Source organism: Streptomyces kebangsaanensis, assembly GCF_001906585.1.
In the GTDB taxonomy this organism is placed as follows: Bacteria; Actinomycetota; Actinomycetes; order Streptomycetales; family Streptomycetaceae; genus Streptomyces; species Streptomyces kebangsaanensis.
On sequence record NZ_JUJA01000146.1, the window covers coordinates 117076 to 133648 of the forward strand.

General features: G+C 70.2%; 15 protein-coding genes, 1 tRNA gene and 2 pseudogenes. 7 read left to right on the forward strand and 11 right to left on the reverse strand.

The genetic code is table 11. The features are described 5' to 3' along the window. The coding region (locus tag RH94_RS22905; protein WP_234425973.1) for a galactokinase at window positions 1-886 on the forward strand (886 nt) is incomplete at its 5' end. 316 nt (window positions 887-1202) lie between these two features. Here RH94_RS22905 and RH94_RS22910 read toward each other — a convergent pair. Then, window positions 1203-1646 (reverse strand): GNAT family N-acetyltransferase, encoded by a 444-nt coding sequence (locus RH94_RS22910; RefSeq protein WP_073949470.1) that lies wholly within the window; start codon window positions 1644-1646, stop codon window positions 1203-1205. Between the two features lie 235 nt (window positions 1647-1881). Here RH94_RS22910 and RH94_RS22915 point away from each other — a divergent pair, with 235 nt between their 5' ends. Next, window positions 1882-2655, forward strand: a complete 774-nt coding sequence (locus tag RH94_RS22915) for a response regulator transcription factor (protein WP_073949472.1) — start codon at window positions 1882-1884, stop codon at window positions 2653-2655. 18 nt (window positions 2656-2673) lie between these two features. Here the strand turns inward: RH94_RS22915 and tamR are convergent, their stop codons facing one another. After that, window positions 2674-3171: a MarR family transcriptional regulator TamR gene (tamR, locus tag RH94_RS22920; protein WP_073949474.1), complete on the reverse strand. Its 498-nt coding sequence runs from the start codon at window positions 3169-3171 to the stop codon at window positions 2674-2676. A gap of 119 nt (window positions 3172-3290) precedes the next feature. Between tamR and RH94_RS22925 the strand changes: the two genes are divergently transcribed. Then, window positions 3291-4124, forward strand: coding sequence for a trans-aconitate 2-methyltransferase (locus RH94_RS22925; RefSeq protein ID WP_073949476.1), 834 nt, complete (start codon window positions 3291-3293; stop codon window positions 4122-4124). Between the two features lie 3 nt (window positions 4125-4127). Next, window positions 4128-4493, forward strand: a complete 366-nt coding sequence (locus tag RH94_RS22930; protein WP_073949478.1) for a VOC family protein — start codon at window positions 4128-4130, stop codon at window positions 4491-4493. Here the strand turns inward: RH94_RS22930 and RH94_RS22935 are convergent. Together RH94_RS22935 and RH94_RS22940 are read right to left on the reverse strand one after the other, a co-directional pair. Next, window positions 4490-5167: a TetR/AcrR family transcriptional regulator gene (locus tag RH94_RS22935; RefSeq protein WP_073949480.1), complete on the reverse strand. Its 678-nt coding sequence runs from the start codon at window positions 5165-5167 to the stop codon at window positions 4490-4492. The two genes, RH94_RS22930 and RH94_RS22935, sit on opposite strands and share 4 nt — an antisense overlap. Continuing rightward, window positions 5164-6171, reverse strand: coding sequence for an acyl-CoA desaturase (locus RH94_RS22940; protein WP_073949482.1), 1008 nt, complete (start codon window positions 6169-6171; stop codon window positions 5164-5166). The genes RH94_RS22935 and RH94_RS22940 overlap by 4 nt, the downstream gene beginning before the upstream one ends. Window positions 6172-6463: 292 nt before the next feature. Between RH94_RS22940 and ppc the strand changes: the two genes are divergently transcribed. Further along, complete coding sequence (ppc, locus tag RH94_RS22945) at window positions 6464-9193, forward strand: phosphoenolpyruvate carboxylase (RefSeq protein ID WP_073949483.1); 2730 nt, start codon at window positions 6464-6466, stop codon at window positions 9191-9193. 295 nt (window positions 9194-9488) lie between these two features. On the opposite strand, the gene pth is transcribed toward ppc, so the two are convergent. The 6 genes from pth to RH94_RS22975 all read right to left on the reverse strand — a co-directional run bounded on the left by pth (window position 9489) and on the right by RH94_RS22975 (window position 14533). Then, window positions 9489-10091, reverse strand: coding sequence for an aminoacyl-tRNA hydrolase (gene pth, locus RH94_RS22950; protein WP_073949485.1), 603 nt, complete (start codon window positions 10089-10091; stop codon window positions 9489-9491). Window positions 10092-10173: 82 nt separating this feature from the next. Then, a complete protein-coding gene (locus RH94_RS22955; RefSeq protein ID WP_073949487.1) occupies window positions 10174-10758 on the reverse strand; it encodes a 50S ribosomal protein L25/general stress protein Ctc in 585 nt (194 codons plus the stop codon). A gap of 188 nt (window positions 10759-10946) precedes the next feature. After that, window positions 10947-11921, reverse strand: a complete 975-nt coding sequence (locus RH94_RS22960; RefSeq protein ID WP_073949489.1) for a ribose-phosphate diphosphokinase — start codon at window positions 11919-11921, stop codon at window positions 10947-10949. 92 nt (window positions 11922-12013) lie between these two features. After that, window positions 12014-13462, reverse strand: a complete 1449-nt coding sequence (gene glmU / locus RH94_RS22965; protein ID WP_073949491.1) for a bifunctional UDP-N-acetylglucosamine diphosphorylase/glucosamine-1-phosphate N-acetyltransferase GlmU — start codon at window positions 13460-13462, stop codon at window positions 12014-12016. Between the two features lie 121 nt (window positions 13463-13583). Further along, window positions 13584-13654: transfer RNA gene (locus tag RH94_RS22970), tRNA-Gln, on the reverse strand. A 6-nt stretch (window positions 13655-13660) separates the two neighbouring features. Next, window positions 13661-14533 carry a hypothetical protein gene (locus RH94_RS22975; protein ID WP_073949493.1) on the reverse strand — a complete coding sequence of 291 codons (873 nt, stop codon included), beginning with the start codon at window positions 14531-14533 and terminating at the stop codon, window positions 13661-13663. Between the two features lie 167 nt (window positions 14534-14700). Here RH94_RS22975 and RH94_RS22980 point away from each other — a divergent pair. Both RH94_RS22980 and RH94_RS44265 read left to right on the forward strand, forming a co-directional pair. Next, window positions 14701-15623, forward strand: a pseudogene (locus RH94_RS22980) (sensor histidine kinase); the annotation flags it as partial. Between the two features lies 1 nt (window position 15624). Next, window positions 15625-16027: pseudogene (locus RH94_RS44265) on the forward strand (sensor histidine kinase); the annotation flags it as partial. A gap of 29 nt (window positions 16028-16056) precedes the next feature. Here RH94_RS44265 and RH94_RS22985 read toward each other — a convergent pair. After that, the gene (locus tag RH94_RS22985; RefSeq protein WP_073949495.1) at window positions 16057-16551 is read right to left on the reverse strand and encodes an SUKH-3 domain-containing protein; all 495 of its coding nucleotides are present in this window, start codon (window positions 16549-16551) and stop codon (window positions 16057-16059) included. Between the last annotated feature and the right edge of the window lie 22 nt (window positions 16552-16573).

Here is a 16573-nt window from a genome sequence, read left to right on the forward strand (position 1 = left end):
GACCGCCTACCCCGCCGGAGTGGTCTGGGCCCTGCGCGAGGCGGGCCACGAGGTGACGGGCGCGGACATCCACCTGTCCTCGACGGTCCCCACGGGCGCGGGCCTGTCCTCCTCCGCGGCCCTGGAGGTCGTGGTCGCCCTGGCCCTGAACGACCTCTGTGCCCTGGGCCTGAAGGGCTGGCAACTGGCCCGCCTGTGCCAGCGCGCCGAGAACGTCTACGTCGGCGCCCCCACCGGCATCATGGACCAGACGGCCTCGGCCTGCTGCGAGCCGGGCCACGCCCTGTTCCTGGACACCCGCGACCTGTCCCAGCGCCAGATCCCCTTCGACCTGGCGGCCGAGGGCCTGCGCCTGCTGGTCGTCGACACCCGGGTCAAACACGCCCACAGCGACGGCGAGTACGGCAAGCGCCGCACCGGCTGCGAGAAGGGCGCGGCCCTGCTGGGCGTGGACGCCCTGCGGGACGTGCCGTACGCGGACCTGGACGCGACCCTGAAGCACCTGGCGGAGGACGAGGAGACGACCCGCCTGGTCCGCCACGTGATAACGGAGAACGCCCGAGTCGAACGCGTCGTCTCCCACCTGCGATCAGGCGACCTGCGGTCCATCGGCCCGATCCTCACCGAGGGCCACACCTCCCTGCGCGACGACTTCCGCGTCTCCTGCCCGGAACTGGACCTGGCCGTGGACACGGCCCTGGCAAGCGGCGCGCTCGGCGCCCGCATGACCGGCGGCGGCTTCGGCGGCTCGGCGATCGTGCTGGCGGAGGAGGCCGACATCCAGCCCCTCACCAAGGCGATCGAAGCGGCCTTCGCCACGGCGGGCCACACGCCCCCGCGCGTCTTCGAGGCGGTGCCCTCGGCGGGAGCACGACGGCTGGCCTGACGTCCGCCACCGGAGCTGCGGCGGCACGAGGGAGACGCGGACCGCATGCCGGTACGGGCCCGACAGGCGTATCCGTGCCACGTCCGTTGTGACGTCAGGTCTGTCTCGAAGCGCCCGGAACGGACCCGGCGTCGCACTCGTCGGGACCATGGGTGCCCGACTGGCTGTGGGTTCTCGCTGGACGACCTGTTCACGGTGCCCGGTCTCCCGCCGCCGAGTTCGACCCGCCGACCAAGACGTACGCCCTCACCGGCACCCACCGCGACCGGCTCGAGCTCGACGTGCTCCGAGGGCCGCAGCCGACTCGGACCAGACGTCAGATCAGACGTTTCGTCAGGGTGTACTCCGTGATCCCCGGGGGGTAGTCCGGGATCACGCAGACCACCTCGTAGCCGTGCCGGCGGTAGAAGTCAGGGGCCTGGAAGTCCCAGGTCTCCAGGCGTACGGCCGTGCAGCCGCGCTTGTCGCGGGCGATGCGTTCGGCCCGCCCGAGGAGGCGGGAGCCGAGGCCCGCGCCGCGGTGGGGGGCGTCGACCCACAGGTGGGTGACGTGCAGCCAGGACGCCCAGGTGTGGCCCACCAGGCCGCCCGCCAGGGTGCCCGAGCCGTGCGACGCCCAGATGTGCAGGGGGACTTCGCGTGCGGCGGGGGTTCTGCGCAGGGCGGCCAGCACCGGGGAGGCCGCCGTGTTCGTGTCGCGGAGGCGGGAGCGGAGCAGATCGCGGCGCTCTTTGTCGACTTCTGCCTCGATACGAAACATGCGGCACACCTTAAACGCGCTGGACGGTCAGTTCTGCGAATTGCCTTCCCCTGCCGGTCACCGCCCGTACTCTGAGGAGCGGTACCGGTGGGGGCCGGTGCCGGTCAGGGGGGCGAGAGGCGTCGGGGGACGCGCCGGTCGGCGTTCTCCGGCGCGTTCTCCAAGGCGTCCTTCGACGCGTTTTTGACGAAGAGAATCCCCTGCTCTGCCAGGAGCTCGGGGAAGGGGGTCTTCCGTGGTTCGTGTCCGAGTCCTGGTCGTCGACGACCACCGCATCTTCGCCGAGTCGCTCGCCGCCGCCCTGGCCGCCGAGCCCGACGTCGACGTCTCCGCCGCCGGGTCCGGGCCGGCCGCGCTGCGCTGTCTGGAGCGGGCCGCCGCCGAGGGCCGCCGCTTCGACGTCGTGCTCGTCGACGCCGACCTCGGCGGGAACGTCCCCGGGGCCCGCCCCGCCGTCCCCGTGCGCGAGGGCGAGGCGGACGGACTGGTGGACGGCATCTCCCTGGTCGCCGGGGTGCGCGGCGCCCAGCCCGCGGTGCGGGCCGTCGTGCTGGCCGAGAAGGACGACCCGCGGCGTGCCGCGCTCGCCCTGCAGGCCGGGGCCTGCGGCTGGGTCGCCAAGGACTGCTCGCTGTCCCGGCTGCTCACCGTCATCCGCGGTGTGCTGCGCGACGAGACCCACCTGCCGCCGGCCCTGCTCACCGGCGTACTGCGGGAGCTGACCGCCGCCCGCAAGCACCGCACCGAGAGCGAGCTCCTGGTGGAGTCGCTGACGCCGCGCGAGCGGGAGGTGCTGCGCTGCATGGTCGCCGGGCTCGGACGCAAGGCCGTCGCCGAACGGCTGTACCTGTCCCCGCACACCGTGCGCACCCACATGCAGAACGTCCTGGGCAAGCTCGGGGTGCACTCCACCCTCGCCGCCGTCGCCCTCGCCCGCCGCGCCGGGGTCGGGCCCGCCGACCTGGGGCCCGCCGGGCGGATCGGGGTGGAGGAGAGCAGCAGCGCCTGACCGGCCCGGCTCAGGGCCTCAGCCGGGGATGTTGTCGAACGGTGCGGTCAACTGGCGTAGCAGACCCGCCAGTTCGGTCCGCTGCGCGGACGACAGCTCCGCGAGGATCGCCCGCTCCTGGTCCAGCAGCCCCGCCAGGGACCGGTCCGCGCGGTCCCGGCCCTCCTCCGTCAGACGGACCAGTACACCGCGCCGGTCGTTGGGGTCGGGCAGGCGCTCCACCAGGCCCTTCTTCGCCAGCCGGTCGATGCGGTTGGTCATCGTGCCCGAGGTGACCAGGGTCTGGGTCAGCAGCTGTCCGGGGGAGAGCTGGTACGGCGGTCCCGCGCGCCGGAGCGCCGTCAGGACGTCGAACTCCCAGGGCTCCAGACTGTGCTCGGAGAAGGCCAGCCGCCGCGCGCGGTCCAGGTGCCGGGCCAGCCTGCTCACCCGGCTGAGCACCTCGAGCGGTTCCACATCGAGGTCCGGACGCTCCCGGCGCCACGCTGCGACCAGTCGATCGACCTCGTCCTCCATGGCGATCAGTGTAGTGGTTGTGTCGACGTGAAGTCTCTTGATGTCGACTCTCTTGACATCGAGATATCAAGAAGTGACAGTGTTGATCAGAGCCCGCCGCGCACGTCGAGGAGGCCGACATGTCCGCCCGCACCCCCGCCTGGGACCCCGCCCAGTACCTGCGTCACGCCGGCCACCGCGCCCGCCCCTTCACCGACCTGCTCGCCCGCGTCCCCGACCTCCCCGGCGGGTCCCGCCCGCCCCGCATCGCCGACCTCGGCTGCGGGCCCGGCAACGTCACCGCCCTGCTCGCCGGCCGCTGGCCCACCGCGCACATCACCGGCTACGACAACTCGCCCGAGATGCTCGACAAGGCCGTGGTGGAGCACGAGGGCCCCACTCCCGGCGGCGGCCGCCTCGACTTCGCCCACGCCGACGTGCGCACCTGGACGCCCGGCGAGCCGTACGACCTGATCGTCAGCAACGCCACCCTGCAGTGGGTGCCCGGCCACACCGGCCGGTTCGCCGACTGGGTGGCGGGGCTGCGCCCCGGCGGCACCTTCGCCTTCCAGGTGCCCGGCAACTTCTCCGCCCCCAGCCACCGGCTGATGCGCGCCCTCGCCCACTCCGCCCACTGGCGCGACCGCCTCGCGGACGTCCTGCGCCACGAGGACGCGGTGCTCGGCCCCGAGGCGTATCTGGAGAGGCTGACCGGCCTCGGCTGCACGGCGGACGTGTGGGAGACGACGTACGTCCATCTGCTGACCGGGGAGGATCCGGTCCTGGACTGGGTGAAGGGCACCGGGCTGCGGCCGGTCCTCACCGCCCTCGGCGACGATCCCCGGGCGTGCGAGGAGTTCCTCGCCGAGTACCGCACCGCCCTGCGCGAGGCCTACCCGGCCGGCCCGCACGGCACCCCGTTCCCCTTCCGCCGCGTCTTCGCGGTCGCCACCAAGGACACCGAGGAGGCGTGAGCCGTGCTCAGCGCGCTCGACCACGTCCAGCTCGCCGCCCCGCCCGGCTCCGAGGACGACCTGCGCGCGTATTACGTCGACGCCCTCGACATGGAGGAGATCCCCAAGCCGCCGGTCCTGGCCGCGCGCGGCGGCTGCTGGTTCCAGGCCGGCACCGTGCAACTCCACCTCGGGATCGAGCAGGACTTCCGGCCCGCGAAGAAGGCCCACCCTGGCCTGCGGGTGACCGCCATCGAGGCCTACGCCGCCCGGCTGCGGGCACACGGCGCGAAGGTCACCCGGGACGACGACCTGCCGGGCCACAAGCGCTTCTGCTCCGAGGACCCCGTGGGCAACCGGCTGGAGTTCCTCCAGCCCTCGGCCGGCTAGGCCTTGCGGTGACCTATCAGCCGCGGCTTCGGCTCCAGCCCGTCCAGGCCGTGCCACGCCAGGTTCACCAGGTGGGCCGCCACCTCCGCCTTCTTCGGGCGGCGCACGTCCAGCCACCACTGGCCGGTCAGGGCGACCATGCCGACCAGGGCCTGGGCGTACAGCGGGGCCAGCTTGGGATCGAAGCCGCGGGACTTGAACTCACGGCCCAGGATGTCCTCCACCTGGGTGGCGATGTCCGAGATCAGGGAGGCGAAGGACCCCGTCGACTGAGGGATGGGGGAGTCGCGGACCAGGATGCGGAAGCCGTCCGTGTACTCCTCGATGTAGTCCAGCAGGGCGAACGCCGCCTGCTCGCACAGCTCACGGGGGTGGCCGGCCGTCAGGCTGCTGGTCACCATGTCCAGCAGCCGCCGCATCTCGCGGTCCACCACCACCGCGTACAGGCCCTCCTTGCCGCCGAAGTGCTCGTACACCACCGGCTTGGACACCCCGGCCTTCGCCGCGATCTCCTCCACCGACGTGGCCTCGAAGCCCTTCGCCGCGAACAGGGTGCGACCGATCTCCAACAACTGCTGGCGGCGCTGGGCACCGGTCATACGGGTACGACGCGCGCGCCGCGGCTTGTCGGTGCTGGGAGTGCTGCTGGAGTCGGTGGCCACACCGCCCATCATGCCGCCTCGGCGGTCTCCTCACGGCGCCGGGAGCGGTCCTTGCCGGTGTTCCGGCGGGAATCGATACGCGAGCGTGACGGCCAGCGCACGTCGTGTGCCCAACCGAGCTGCTCGAACCAGCGGATGATCCGCGCCGAGGAGTCCAGCTGACCGCGCTCCACCCCGTGCCGGGCCGAGGTCGGGTCGGCGTGGTGCAGGTTGTGCCAGGACTCGCCGCAGGACAGCACAGCCAGCCACCACACGTTGCCCGAGCGGTCCCGCGACTTGAACGGGCGTTTGCCGACCGCATGGCAGATCGAGTTGATCGACCAGGTCACATGGTGCAACAAAGCCACCCGAACGAGTGAACCCCAGAAGAACGCGGTGAACGCGCCCCACCACGACAGGGTGACCAGACCGCCGATCAGCGCCGGCAGCACGAGCGACACCGTCGTCCACAGCACGAACTGACGGGAGATCCTGCGCATCGCCGGATCCTTGATCAGATCCGGCGCGTACTTCTCCTGCGGCGTCTGCTCCTCGTCGAACATCCAGCCGACATGAGCCCACCACAGGCCCTTCAGCAGCGCCGGAACCGTCTCGCCGTACCGCCACGGCGAGTGCGGATCGCCCTCGGCGTCGGAGAACTTGTGGTGCTTGCGGTGATCGGCGACCCAGCGGACCAGGGGCCCCTCGACCGCCATCGACCCCGCGATCGCCAGCGCGATCTTCAAGGGCCGCTTCGCCTTGAACGAGCCATGGGTGAAGTGCCGGTGGAAACCGATCGTGATGCCGTGACAGCCCAGGAAGTAGAAGAACACCAGCAGGCCCAGATCCAGCCAGCTCACCCCCCATCCCCACGCCAGCGGCACCGCCGCCAGCAGCGCGAGGAACGGAACGGTGATGAACAGCAGCAGCGTGATCTGCTCGATCGAACGCTTCTTCTCACCACCCAGCGTGGCGGACCGCAGCGTGGGGTCGGTCGCCTTCGGGGCATCGTCGATCACATCGGAGCTCGTGGTCATGGGCGTCCCCTGTGGGTCGAGGGTCGAGACAGGCGCCGGCGGCATCCGGAACCGTCCAGCTCCCTACGGTTCCGTAACCTACGGCGTCGTAAGTATGGCAGCGCGCCGCCCCGCGGCAAGAGCCCGTAGCCCTGCGCGTCCCGCCCGAGACCTAGACTTGGAACCGGTCGGACAGCGCGGTCCGCTGAAGAAAATCCCTTCCCGGATGCCCGGCCCGTATGCGGCAGCCCGCTGCGCGGCACCCGTCCGGGTTCCCTCCCAGACGTGCTTCAACCCGCAAGGAGCCGCACCTGTGAGCAGTGCCGACGACCAGACGACGACCAGCAGCGAGCTGCGTGCCGACATCCGCCGACTGGGCGACCTCCTCGGAGAGACCCTCGTACGGCAGGAAGGCCCCGAACTCCTCGAACTGGTCGAGAAGGTCCGCCGCCTCACCCGCGAGGACGGAGAGGCCGCCGCCGAACTGCTGCGCGGCACCGAACTCCACACCGCGGCCAAGCTGGTCCGCGCCTTCTCCACCTACTTCCACCTCGCCAACGTCACCGAACAGGTGCACCGCGGCCGCGAACTGCGCGCCCGCCGCGCCGCCGAGGGCGGCCTCATCGCCCGCACCGCCGACCGGCTCAAGGACGCCGACCCCGAACACCTGCGCCAGACCGTGAAGCACCTCAACGTCCGCCCGGTCTTCACCGCACACCCCACCGAGGCCGCCCGCCGCTCCGTCCTCAACAAGCTCCGCCGCATCGCCGCCCTCCTGGACACCCCGGTCGTCGCCTCCGACCGCCGCCGCCACGACACCCGGCTCGCCGAGAACATCGACCTCGTCTGGCAGACCGACGAACTCCGCGTCGTGCGCCCCGAACCCGCCGACGAGGCCCGCAACGCCATCTACTACCTCGACGAACTCCACGCCGACGCCGTCGGCGACGTCCTGGAGGACCTCACCGCCGAACTGGAACGCGTCGGCGTCAGGCTCCCCGACGACACCCGCCCCCTCACCTTCGGCACCTGGATCGGCGGCGACCGCGACGGCAACCCCAACGTCACCCCCCAGGTCACCTGGGACGTGCTGATCCTCCAGCACGAACACGGCATCAACGACGCCCTCGACATGATCGACGAGCTGCGCGGCTTCCTGTCCAACTCCATCCGCTACACCGGAGCCACCGACGAACTGCTCGGCTCCCTGAAGGCCGACCTGGAGAAGCTGCCCGAGATCAGCCCCCGCTACAAGCGCCTCAACGCCGAGGAGCCCTACCGGCTCAAGGCCACCTGCATCCGCCAGAAGCTCATCAACACCAAGCAGCGCCTGGCCACCGGCACCCCCCACGAACCCGGCCACGACTACCTCGGCACCGGCGAGCTGCTGCACGACCTGCGCATCATCCAGAACTCCCTGCGCGAACACCGCGGCGGCCTGTTCGCCGACGGACGGCTGGGCCGCACCATCCGCACCCTCGCCGCCTTCGGCCTCCAGCTCGCCACCATGGACGTCCGCGAACACGCCGACGCCCACCACCACGCCCTCGGTCAACTGTTCGACCGGCTCGGCGAGGAAACCTGGCGCTACACCGACATGCCCCGCGAGTACCGCGCCAAGCTCCTCGCCAAGGAACTCAGGTCCCGCCGCCCCCTCGCCCCCACCCCCGCCCCCGTCGACGCCGCCGGAACCAAGACCCTCGGCGTCTTCGAGACCGTCAAGCGCGCCCTGAACGTCTTCGGACCCGAAGTCATCGAGTCCTACATCATCTCCATGTGCCAGGGCGCCGACGACGTCTTCGCCGCCACCGTACTGGCCAGGGAAGCCGGCCTCATCGACCTGCACGCCGGCTGGGCCAGGATCGGCATCGTGCCGCTCCTGGAGACCACGGACGAGCTGAAGGCCGCCGACACCATCCTCGAGGACATGCTCGCCGACCCCTCCTACCGGCGCCTGGTCGCCCTCCGCGGCGACGTCCAGGAGGTCATGCTCGGCTACTCCGACTCCTCCAAGTTCGGCGGCATCACCACCAGCCAGTGGGAGATCCACCGCGCCCAGCGCCGCCTGCGCGACGTCGCCCACCGCTACGGCGTACGCCTCCGCCTCTTCCACGGCCGCGGCGGCACCGTCGGCCGCGGCGGCGGCCCCACCCACGACGCCATCCTCGCCCAGCCCTGGGGCACCCTCGAAGGCGAGATCAAGGTCACCGAACAGGGCGAGGTCATCTCCGACAAGTACCTCATCCCCTCCCTCGCCCGCGAGAACCTCGAACTGACCGTCGCGGCCACCCTGCAGGCCTCCGCCCTGCACACCGCCCCCCGCCAGTCGGTGGAGGCCCTCGCCCGCTGGGACGCCGCCATGGACGTCGTCTCCGACGCCGCCCACGCCGCCTACCGCCGCCTCGTCGAGGACCCCGACCTCCCGGCGTACTTCTTCGCCTCGACACCGGTGGACCAGCTCGCCGACCTCCACCTCGGCTCCCGCCCCTCCCGCCGCCCCGACTCCGGCGCCGGCCTCGACGGACTGCGCGCCATCCCCTGGGTGTTCGGCTGGACCCAGTCCCGGCAGATCGTCCCCGGCTGGTACGGCGTCGGCTCCGGCCTCAGGGCACTGCGCGAAGCCGGCCTCGACACCGTGCTCGACGAGATGCACGAACAGTGGCACTTCTTCCGCAACTTCATCTCCAACGTCGAGATGACCCTCGCCAAGACCGACCTGCGCATCGCCCGGCACTACATCGACACCCTCGTCCCCGACCACCTGGCGCACATCTTCGACACCATCCGGGCCGAACACGAACTCACCGTGCGCGAGGTGCTCCGCGTCACCGGCGAGAGCGAGCTCCTCGACCACCAGCCCGTCCTGAAGCAGACCTTCGCCATCCGCGACGCCTACCTCGACCCGATCTCCTACCTCCAGGTCGCCCTGCTCAAGCGGCAGCGCGACGCCGCGGCGGCCGGCGAGGAACCCGACCCGCTGCTCGCCCGGGCCCTGCTCCTCACCGTCAACGGCGTGGCGGCCGGCCTGCGCAACACCGGCTGACCGGCCGACCGGCCGACACGGCACACAGAAGAAGGTGCCCCGGGGTTCCCGTGAACCCCGGGGCACCTTCGCGCCGTACCACCCACAACGCCACGTACGCCCCCGTACACGTAGCGCCGTCACACTCCGCCACCGTGACCGCGCCCAGCTCACGCCCCTTGGCCCGCATCACGTACGGCGCGGTGTCCCACGACGCCTCCCGCCCCGCGACCGGCATCAGCGCTGCCACCACACCCGTCGCCGCGACCCGCCCGAAACGGCCGGTCGACATCACGGAAACCCGACGGGCGACACGTCAGGAGTTGTACGCGCTCTGCGCCCGCTCGAGCCCCTCCGCCAGCAGACACTCCACCGAGTCCGCCGCCCGGTCCACGCAGTAGTCCAGCTCCTTGCGCTCCACCGACGAGAAGTCCTTCAGCACGAAGTCCGCCACCTGCATACGGCCCGGAGGACGCCCGATCCCGAACCGCACCCGGTGATAATCCGGACCCATCGCCTTCGTCATCGACTTCAGACCGTTGTGACCGTTGTCGCCACCACCCAGCTTCAGCCGCAGCACGCCGTAGTCGATGTCCAGCTCGTCATGGACCGCCACGATGTTGGCGAGCGGCACCTTGTAGAAGTCCCGCAGCGCGTTCACCGGCCCACCCGACAGATTCATGTACGACATCGGCTTCACCAGCACCACCCGGCGACTGTCCGGCCCCGGAGGACCCATCCGGCCCTCCACCACCTGCGCCTGCGCCTTCGCCGCCCGCTTGAACCGGCCCCCCATCCGGTCGGCCAGCAGATCCACCACCATGAACCCCACGTTGTGCCGGTTCATCGCGTACCCCGGACCGGGATTGCCCAGGCCGACGATCAGCCACGGGGCATTCGCAGGGGTCGTCACGTCCACGTCTCCTCAACGTCTCCTCAACACGGCGTCAGCCGCTGCCCCCGACGGGAACAGCGGCTGACGAAAACGACGACGGCCGGGCTCAGGCCTCGGCGCCCTCTTCCTCGCCCTCCGCGGCCTCCTCGGCCTGCGGGGCCAGAACCTGCAGCACCGTGGTGTCCTCATCCTGAGCCAGCTTCAGACCCTCCGGCAGCGGGATGTCCTTCGCCAGGATCGCGGCACCGGCCGACAGACCCTGCACGGACACCGTCAGCGTGTCCGGGATGTTCGTCGCCTCGGCCTCCACCGTCAGCGTGGAGAGGACGTACTCCAGCAGGTTGCCACCCGGCGCCAGATCACCCTCGGCGACCACCGGAATCTCGACGACGACCCGCTCGCCACGCTTCACCATCAGCAGGTCCACGTGCACCAGCTCACCCTTCAGCGGGTCGCGCTGCACCGCCTTCGGGATCGCCAGCTCGTTCGACTTGCCGTCGATGTCCAGCGACAGCAGAACGTTCGGCGTACGCAGCGCCAGCAGCAGCTCATGGCCCGGCAGCGTCAGGTGGATCGGCACCATGCCGTGCTCGTACAGCACACCGGGAACCTTGTTCTCACGGCGGACACGACGCGCCGCACCCTTGCCGAACTCGGTACGCGTCTCGGCGGCGAGCTTCACCTCGGACATGCTCTTCACTCCTCGTAGAGGTACACGGAAAACGGTCGGAGTCACCCGGCCACGAACGGCCTGCTACGAAGAGCGCGTCGATAACGGACCGCCGTACCACGAAAACGGGGACGGCCTCCCTCGCCGAGCAACTGCAGCAGTCTACTCGGAGCGGGAGGCCGCACCCAAAACGATCTACCAGCGCGTCCCTACTGCTCGTCGAACAGGCTCGTCACCGAACCGTCCTCGAACACCTCACGCACCGCACGCGCGATCGTCGGCGCGATCGACAGCACCGTCAGCTTGTCCAGCTCCAGCTCGTTCGGCGTCGGCAGCGTGTTCGTCAGCACGAACTCGCTCACCTTCGAATTCTTCAGCCGGTCCGCCGCCGGACCCGACAGCACACCGTGCGTCGCCGTCACCATCACGTCCTCCGCACCGTGCGCGAACAACGCGTCCGCCGCGGCGCAGATCGTGCCGGCGGTGTCGATCATGTCGTCCACCAGGACACAGATACGACCCTTCACATCACCGACGACCTCGTGCACCGTGACCTGGTTCGCCAGGTCCGGGTCACGCCGCTTGTGCACGATCGCCAGCGGCGCACCCAGCCGGTCGCACCAACGGTCCGCCACCCGCACCCGGCCCGCGTCCGGAGACACGATCGTCAGCTTCGAACGATCCACCTTGGTGCCCACGTAGTCCGCCAGCAGCGGCAGCGCGAACAGGTGATCCACCGGCCCGTCGAAGAAACCCTGGATCTGGTCCGTGTGCAGATCCACGGTGAGGATGCGGGTCGCGCCGGCCGTCTTCATCAGATCCGCGATCAGACGCGCCGAGATCGGTTCACGCCCCCGGTGCTTCTTGTCCTGCCGCGCGTAACCGTAGAACGGCACGATGACCGTGATGGAGCGGGCCGACGCACGCTTCAGCGCGTCGATCATGATCAACTGCTCCATGATCCACTTGTTGATCGGAGCGGTGTGGCTCTGGATCAGGAAACAGTCGGCACCACGCGCCGACTCCTGATACCGCACATAGATCTCACCGTTCGCGAAGTCGAACGCCTTCGTCGGGACGACCTCGATCCCCAACTCGTGGGCGATTTCCTCGGCAAGCTCGGGGTGAGCGCGGCCGGAGAAGAACATCATCTTCTTCTCGCCGGTCGTCTTGATCCCGGTCACAGCAGTGTCTCCTCAGAGGGTGTTCGCAGCGTGGTGGCGTACACGAGTGTGCACTTATCACGGTACGCCGTGTTTGGCGCCCCCGTTTCCCGTCAGGCCTCGCCCTCGCCCCCCGGAGCAGCCGCCTCGGCCGCCTTCGCCGCCGCGCTCCCCGGACGCTTACGAGCCACCCAACCCTCGATATTCCGCTGCTGACCACGGGCCACGGCCAACGCGCCGGCCGGCACATCCTTCGTGATCACCGAGCCGGCAGCCGTGTAAGCACCGTCCCCGACCGTGACAGGTGCCACAAACATGTTGTCCGAACCCGTCTTGCAGTGCGACCCCACCGTCGTGTGGTGCTTGTTCTGCCCGTCGTAGTTCACGAACACGCTCGCGGCACCGATGTTCGTGTACTCACCGATCGTCGCGTCCCCGACATACGACAGATGAGGAACCTTCGTCCCCTCACCGATCGACGCGTTCTTCGTCTCGACGTACGTCCCCACCTTCGACCCCAGCCCCAGACGCGTCCCCGGCCGCAGATACGCGTACGGCCCCACCGACGCCTCCGGACCCACCACGGCCCCGTCGGACACCGTGTTGTCCACACGCGCCCCGGCACCCACCCGCGTGTCCGCCAGCCGGCTGTGCGGACCGACCTCCGCACCCTCACCGAGATGCGTCGACCCCAGCAACTGCGTCCCCGGATGCACCACGACATCCCGCTCGAACGTCACCGTCACATCGACCCAGGTCGTCACCGGATCCACCACCGTCACCCCGGACAGCATCGCGGCCGTCAGCAACCGGTCGTTGAGAACCCGCCGCGCCTCCGCCAACTGCACCCGGTTGTTGATCCCCGCGATCTCCCGGTGATCACCGGCCACACACGCACCCACCCGGTGACCCGCCTCACGCAGGATCCCGAGCACATCGGTGAGGTACTCCTCACCCTGACTGTTGTCCGTCCGGACCTTCCCCAACGCGTCCGCCAGCAACCGCCCGTCGAACGCGAACACCCCGGAGTTGATCTCCCGGATCGCCCGCTGCGCCTCGGTCGCGTCCTTGTGCTCCACGATCGCGGTCACGGCGCCGGTGGCGTCGTCCCGCACGATCCGGCCGTACCCGGTCGCGTCCGGCACCTCGGCGGACAGCACGGTGACGGCGTTGCCGTCGTCCTGGTGCGTGCCGGCGAGGCTCCGCAGGGTCTCACCGGTGAGGAGGGGAGTGTCCCCGCAGACGACGATCACGGTCCCGTCGACGGACCCGCCGAGCTCCTCCAGCCCCATGCGGACCGCGTGCCCGGTGCCGTTCTGCTCCTCCTGCACCGCGGTACGGACCTCGGGGTCGACCCCGGCCAGGTGCGCGGTGACCTGCTCCCGCGCGTGCCCGACGACGACGACGAGATGCTCCGGCTTCAACTCACGGGCGGCGGCGAGCACATGGCCCACCAGGGAACGGCCGCAGATCTCATGCAGGACCTTCGGTGTGGCCGACTTCATACGGGTGCCCTCACCCGCTGCGAGTACGACGACGGCTGCCGGGCGGATGGCGCTCACGGGATGCCCTTCGGCTGTGGATGGGTGGGGGTGGACATCCGCAGGATACCGGGGCGGCTGGTGGGGGGGAGACGGGAACGGGTCCTGACCCCCAGGGGGTCNNNNCCGAACCGAACGTGTGCTCCCGGGGGAGGACTCGAACCCCCATGATCAGAGCCAAAATCTGACGTCTTGCCCTTAGACGACCCGGGATTACCGCTATGTCCGATTCTGTAGGTCGGATGCGGTGGCAGCCCCTACTATGCCGTACCAGGTGCCCTCCATGCGACGATACAAGTCGGCACTCTTGAGTACATAGATGATCAGGCAGCCGCGGTATGCCTCCGAGGTGTTCTTCCGGCTCGTCTTCGGGTTGTGCTTCTTGAGCGAGGCTTTTTGGAATGTGGAGGGTTCCACACCTGCCAGCCCGGCCCAGAACTTTTCGGCGTCCGTCACGTTGGCTGACTCGTGGATGCTCACCCGAAAGCGCAGGCGTTCGCGCTCCACGCCAAGCACGTCGAGCCAGCGTAGGAAGAAGCTGATGACGTTCGGGTCGCTGTTGATGAACTGCAGCCGCTCGCGGCGGCTGTACGACTTGTCCTTGGCACCCTCGGCCCAGTAGAGGACCGCGCCTGCCAGGAACACCTCCCGGTCGGACAGGTTGCCGACTGCTTGCTTGGCGGTCGTCTTCGTTTGCTGGCGTTCCTCCTCACGGCTTTGAAGAGTGGCTTCCCAGCCTCGTCTGGCGATAGCTGCCGCCTCCTCCGCGCTGCGCCTGCGTTCCGGCTTCGGCAGGTCCCGTACCCACAGTGAGATCGAGCTCTTCGAGCACCCCAGCTCCACCTGGATCCGGTCGTACGTCCAGCCCTGGAGGCGAAGCTCGCGCGCCTTGTCGCGCAGGTCGTCCTTCGCGTTCGGGCGCCTGGTCCACTCCGGGGGCGGCTCGCCCTCCAGGAGGCGGTTGAGGATGTCGTTGTTGTCGACGTGCAGGCGGTCCCGGATCTGCCGTCGGCTGAGTCCTGCCCGCCGCAGCGCGACCGCCCGCTCTCGCAGGACCTCGAAGTCGGCGTACTTGCCTGGTGCATGTGCCATGGGCATACCGTCCGGGTGGAATGCCTGGTTCCGGGGTCGAACGGGGGATGGTTCAGCAGTTCGAGGGATTCCGGTCGGTTTCGCTGTTATTCGATTACGGAGTGTGGTCCGGTCCCGCAGCCGGAACTCGGCGGAAAAGCCGGGGCGGCCGCCCGTAGGCTGGGGGTATGACCACGACGGGGGAAGACCGCGCCACGGCCCCGGCCGGGCCGTGGTGGTGGGCGCGGTGGCGTGGTGCGGTGCTCGACGGGAGCCTTGCGCTGGTGTCCGCGCTGGAGTGCGGGGCCGAGGGCGTGCCGTTCGCGCGGGACGCGGGGATCCCGGCGGCGGTGGGGGTCGTGTTCGGGGTGCTCGCGGGGTCGGTGCTGCTCGTCCGGCGGCGGTGGCCCATCGCCGTGGTGCTGGTGGCGATCGCCATCACGCCGGCCCAGATGGGTTTCCTGTTGGCGACCGTCGGGCTCTACACCCTGGCCGCGTGCGAGGTGCCGCGCCGGGTGATCGCGGCGCTGGCCGGGATGTCCTTGCTCGGGACGATGATCGTGACGTTCGTGCAGGTGCGGCAGGACATGGATCGGGGGGACCTGACCCTGGGGAACTGGTTCGTGCCGTTCGCCGCGGTCAGCGCCTCGCTCGGGCTGACGGCGCCGCCGCTCCTGCTGGGGCTGTACGTGGGGGCGCGGCGGCGGCTCATGGAGAGTCTGCGGGAGCGGGCGGACAGTCTGGAGCGGGAGTTGCAGCTGCTCGCGGAGCGGGCGGAGGAGCGGGCCGAGTGGGCTCGTAACGAGGAGCGGACGCGGATCGCGCGGGAGATGCACGATGTGGTCGCGCACCGGGTGAGTCTGATGGTGGTGCATGCGGCGGCGTTGCAGGCGGTGGCCCGGAAGGATCCGGAGAAGGCGGTGAGGAACGCCGCTCTGGTCGGGGACATGGGCCGGCAGGCGTTGACGGAGTTGCGGGAGATGCTGGGGGTGCTGCGCAGTTCGGAGGGGCAGGTGCCCGTGCAGGTCCGTGGGCGTGCGGGGCGGGCGGCTGTGCCGTTGGCGGCGGTGGGGGTGGCCGCGGCCGCGGCGGCTTCCCGGGCGGCCGGTGGNGGGTGAGGGGCCGTGTCTGTCGGAGCTGGACGAGTTGGTCGGGCAGTCGGTGGCGGCGGGGGTGGCCGTGGATCTGTCGGTGGAGGGTGAGGTGCGTCCGTATGCGGCGGAGGTGGAGCAGACGGCGTATCGCGTGGTGCAGGAGGCGTTGACGAACGTCCACAAGCATGCGGCGGGGGCGAGGACGTATGTGCGGTTGGCGCACCGGTCGTCGGAGATCGCGATGCAGGTGGAGAACGAGCCGCCGCCGGAGCCCGCGTCGGCGTCTGCCGCGGGGTTGCCGTCGGGTGGGAACGGCCTGGTGGGGATGAGGGAGCGGGTCGTGGCGCTGGGTGGTGTGTTCGTGTCGGGGCCGACGGATGCGGGGGGTTTCCGGGTGTCGGCGGTGATTCCGGCGTCGTAGGGCCGGGGTGGGCCGGGGGTTCGGCTGGGTCAGCCCGCTGTCAGGCGTACGGGTTGTATGCCGGAGACGAGGGCGGTCAGGGCTTGGTCGATGTCGGGGCCGAGGTACCAGTCGCCGGTGTGGTCGAGGGCGTAGACGCGGCCTTCGGTGTCGATGGCGAGCAGGGAGTCGGTGTCGGTTTCGGTGCCGAGGGGGCAGGTCTCGGTGTCGAGGGCGCGGCCGAGGTCGCCGAGGGTGCGGGCCATGTGGAGGCCGTGCAGGGGGTCGAGGTGGAGGGTGGCGGGGGCGATCTGGCGGCCGGGGCCGGTGGGGGTGATGCGCAGGCCGCCGAATTCGGCCCAGGCTTCGACGGCGGCGGGGAAGACGGCGTGGCGGTGGCCTGCGGGTGAGGTGTGGTCGCGCAGGGTGTCGGCCCAGAATTCGGCTTGTTTTATGTCCCAGCGTCCGGGTTGCCAGCCGGCGGCGCGCAGGGCGGCGTCGACGGGGACGGCGAAGCGGGTGGTCGAGGTGCGGTCGGCGTGCATCTGCCTTCGTTCGTCGTGGGGG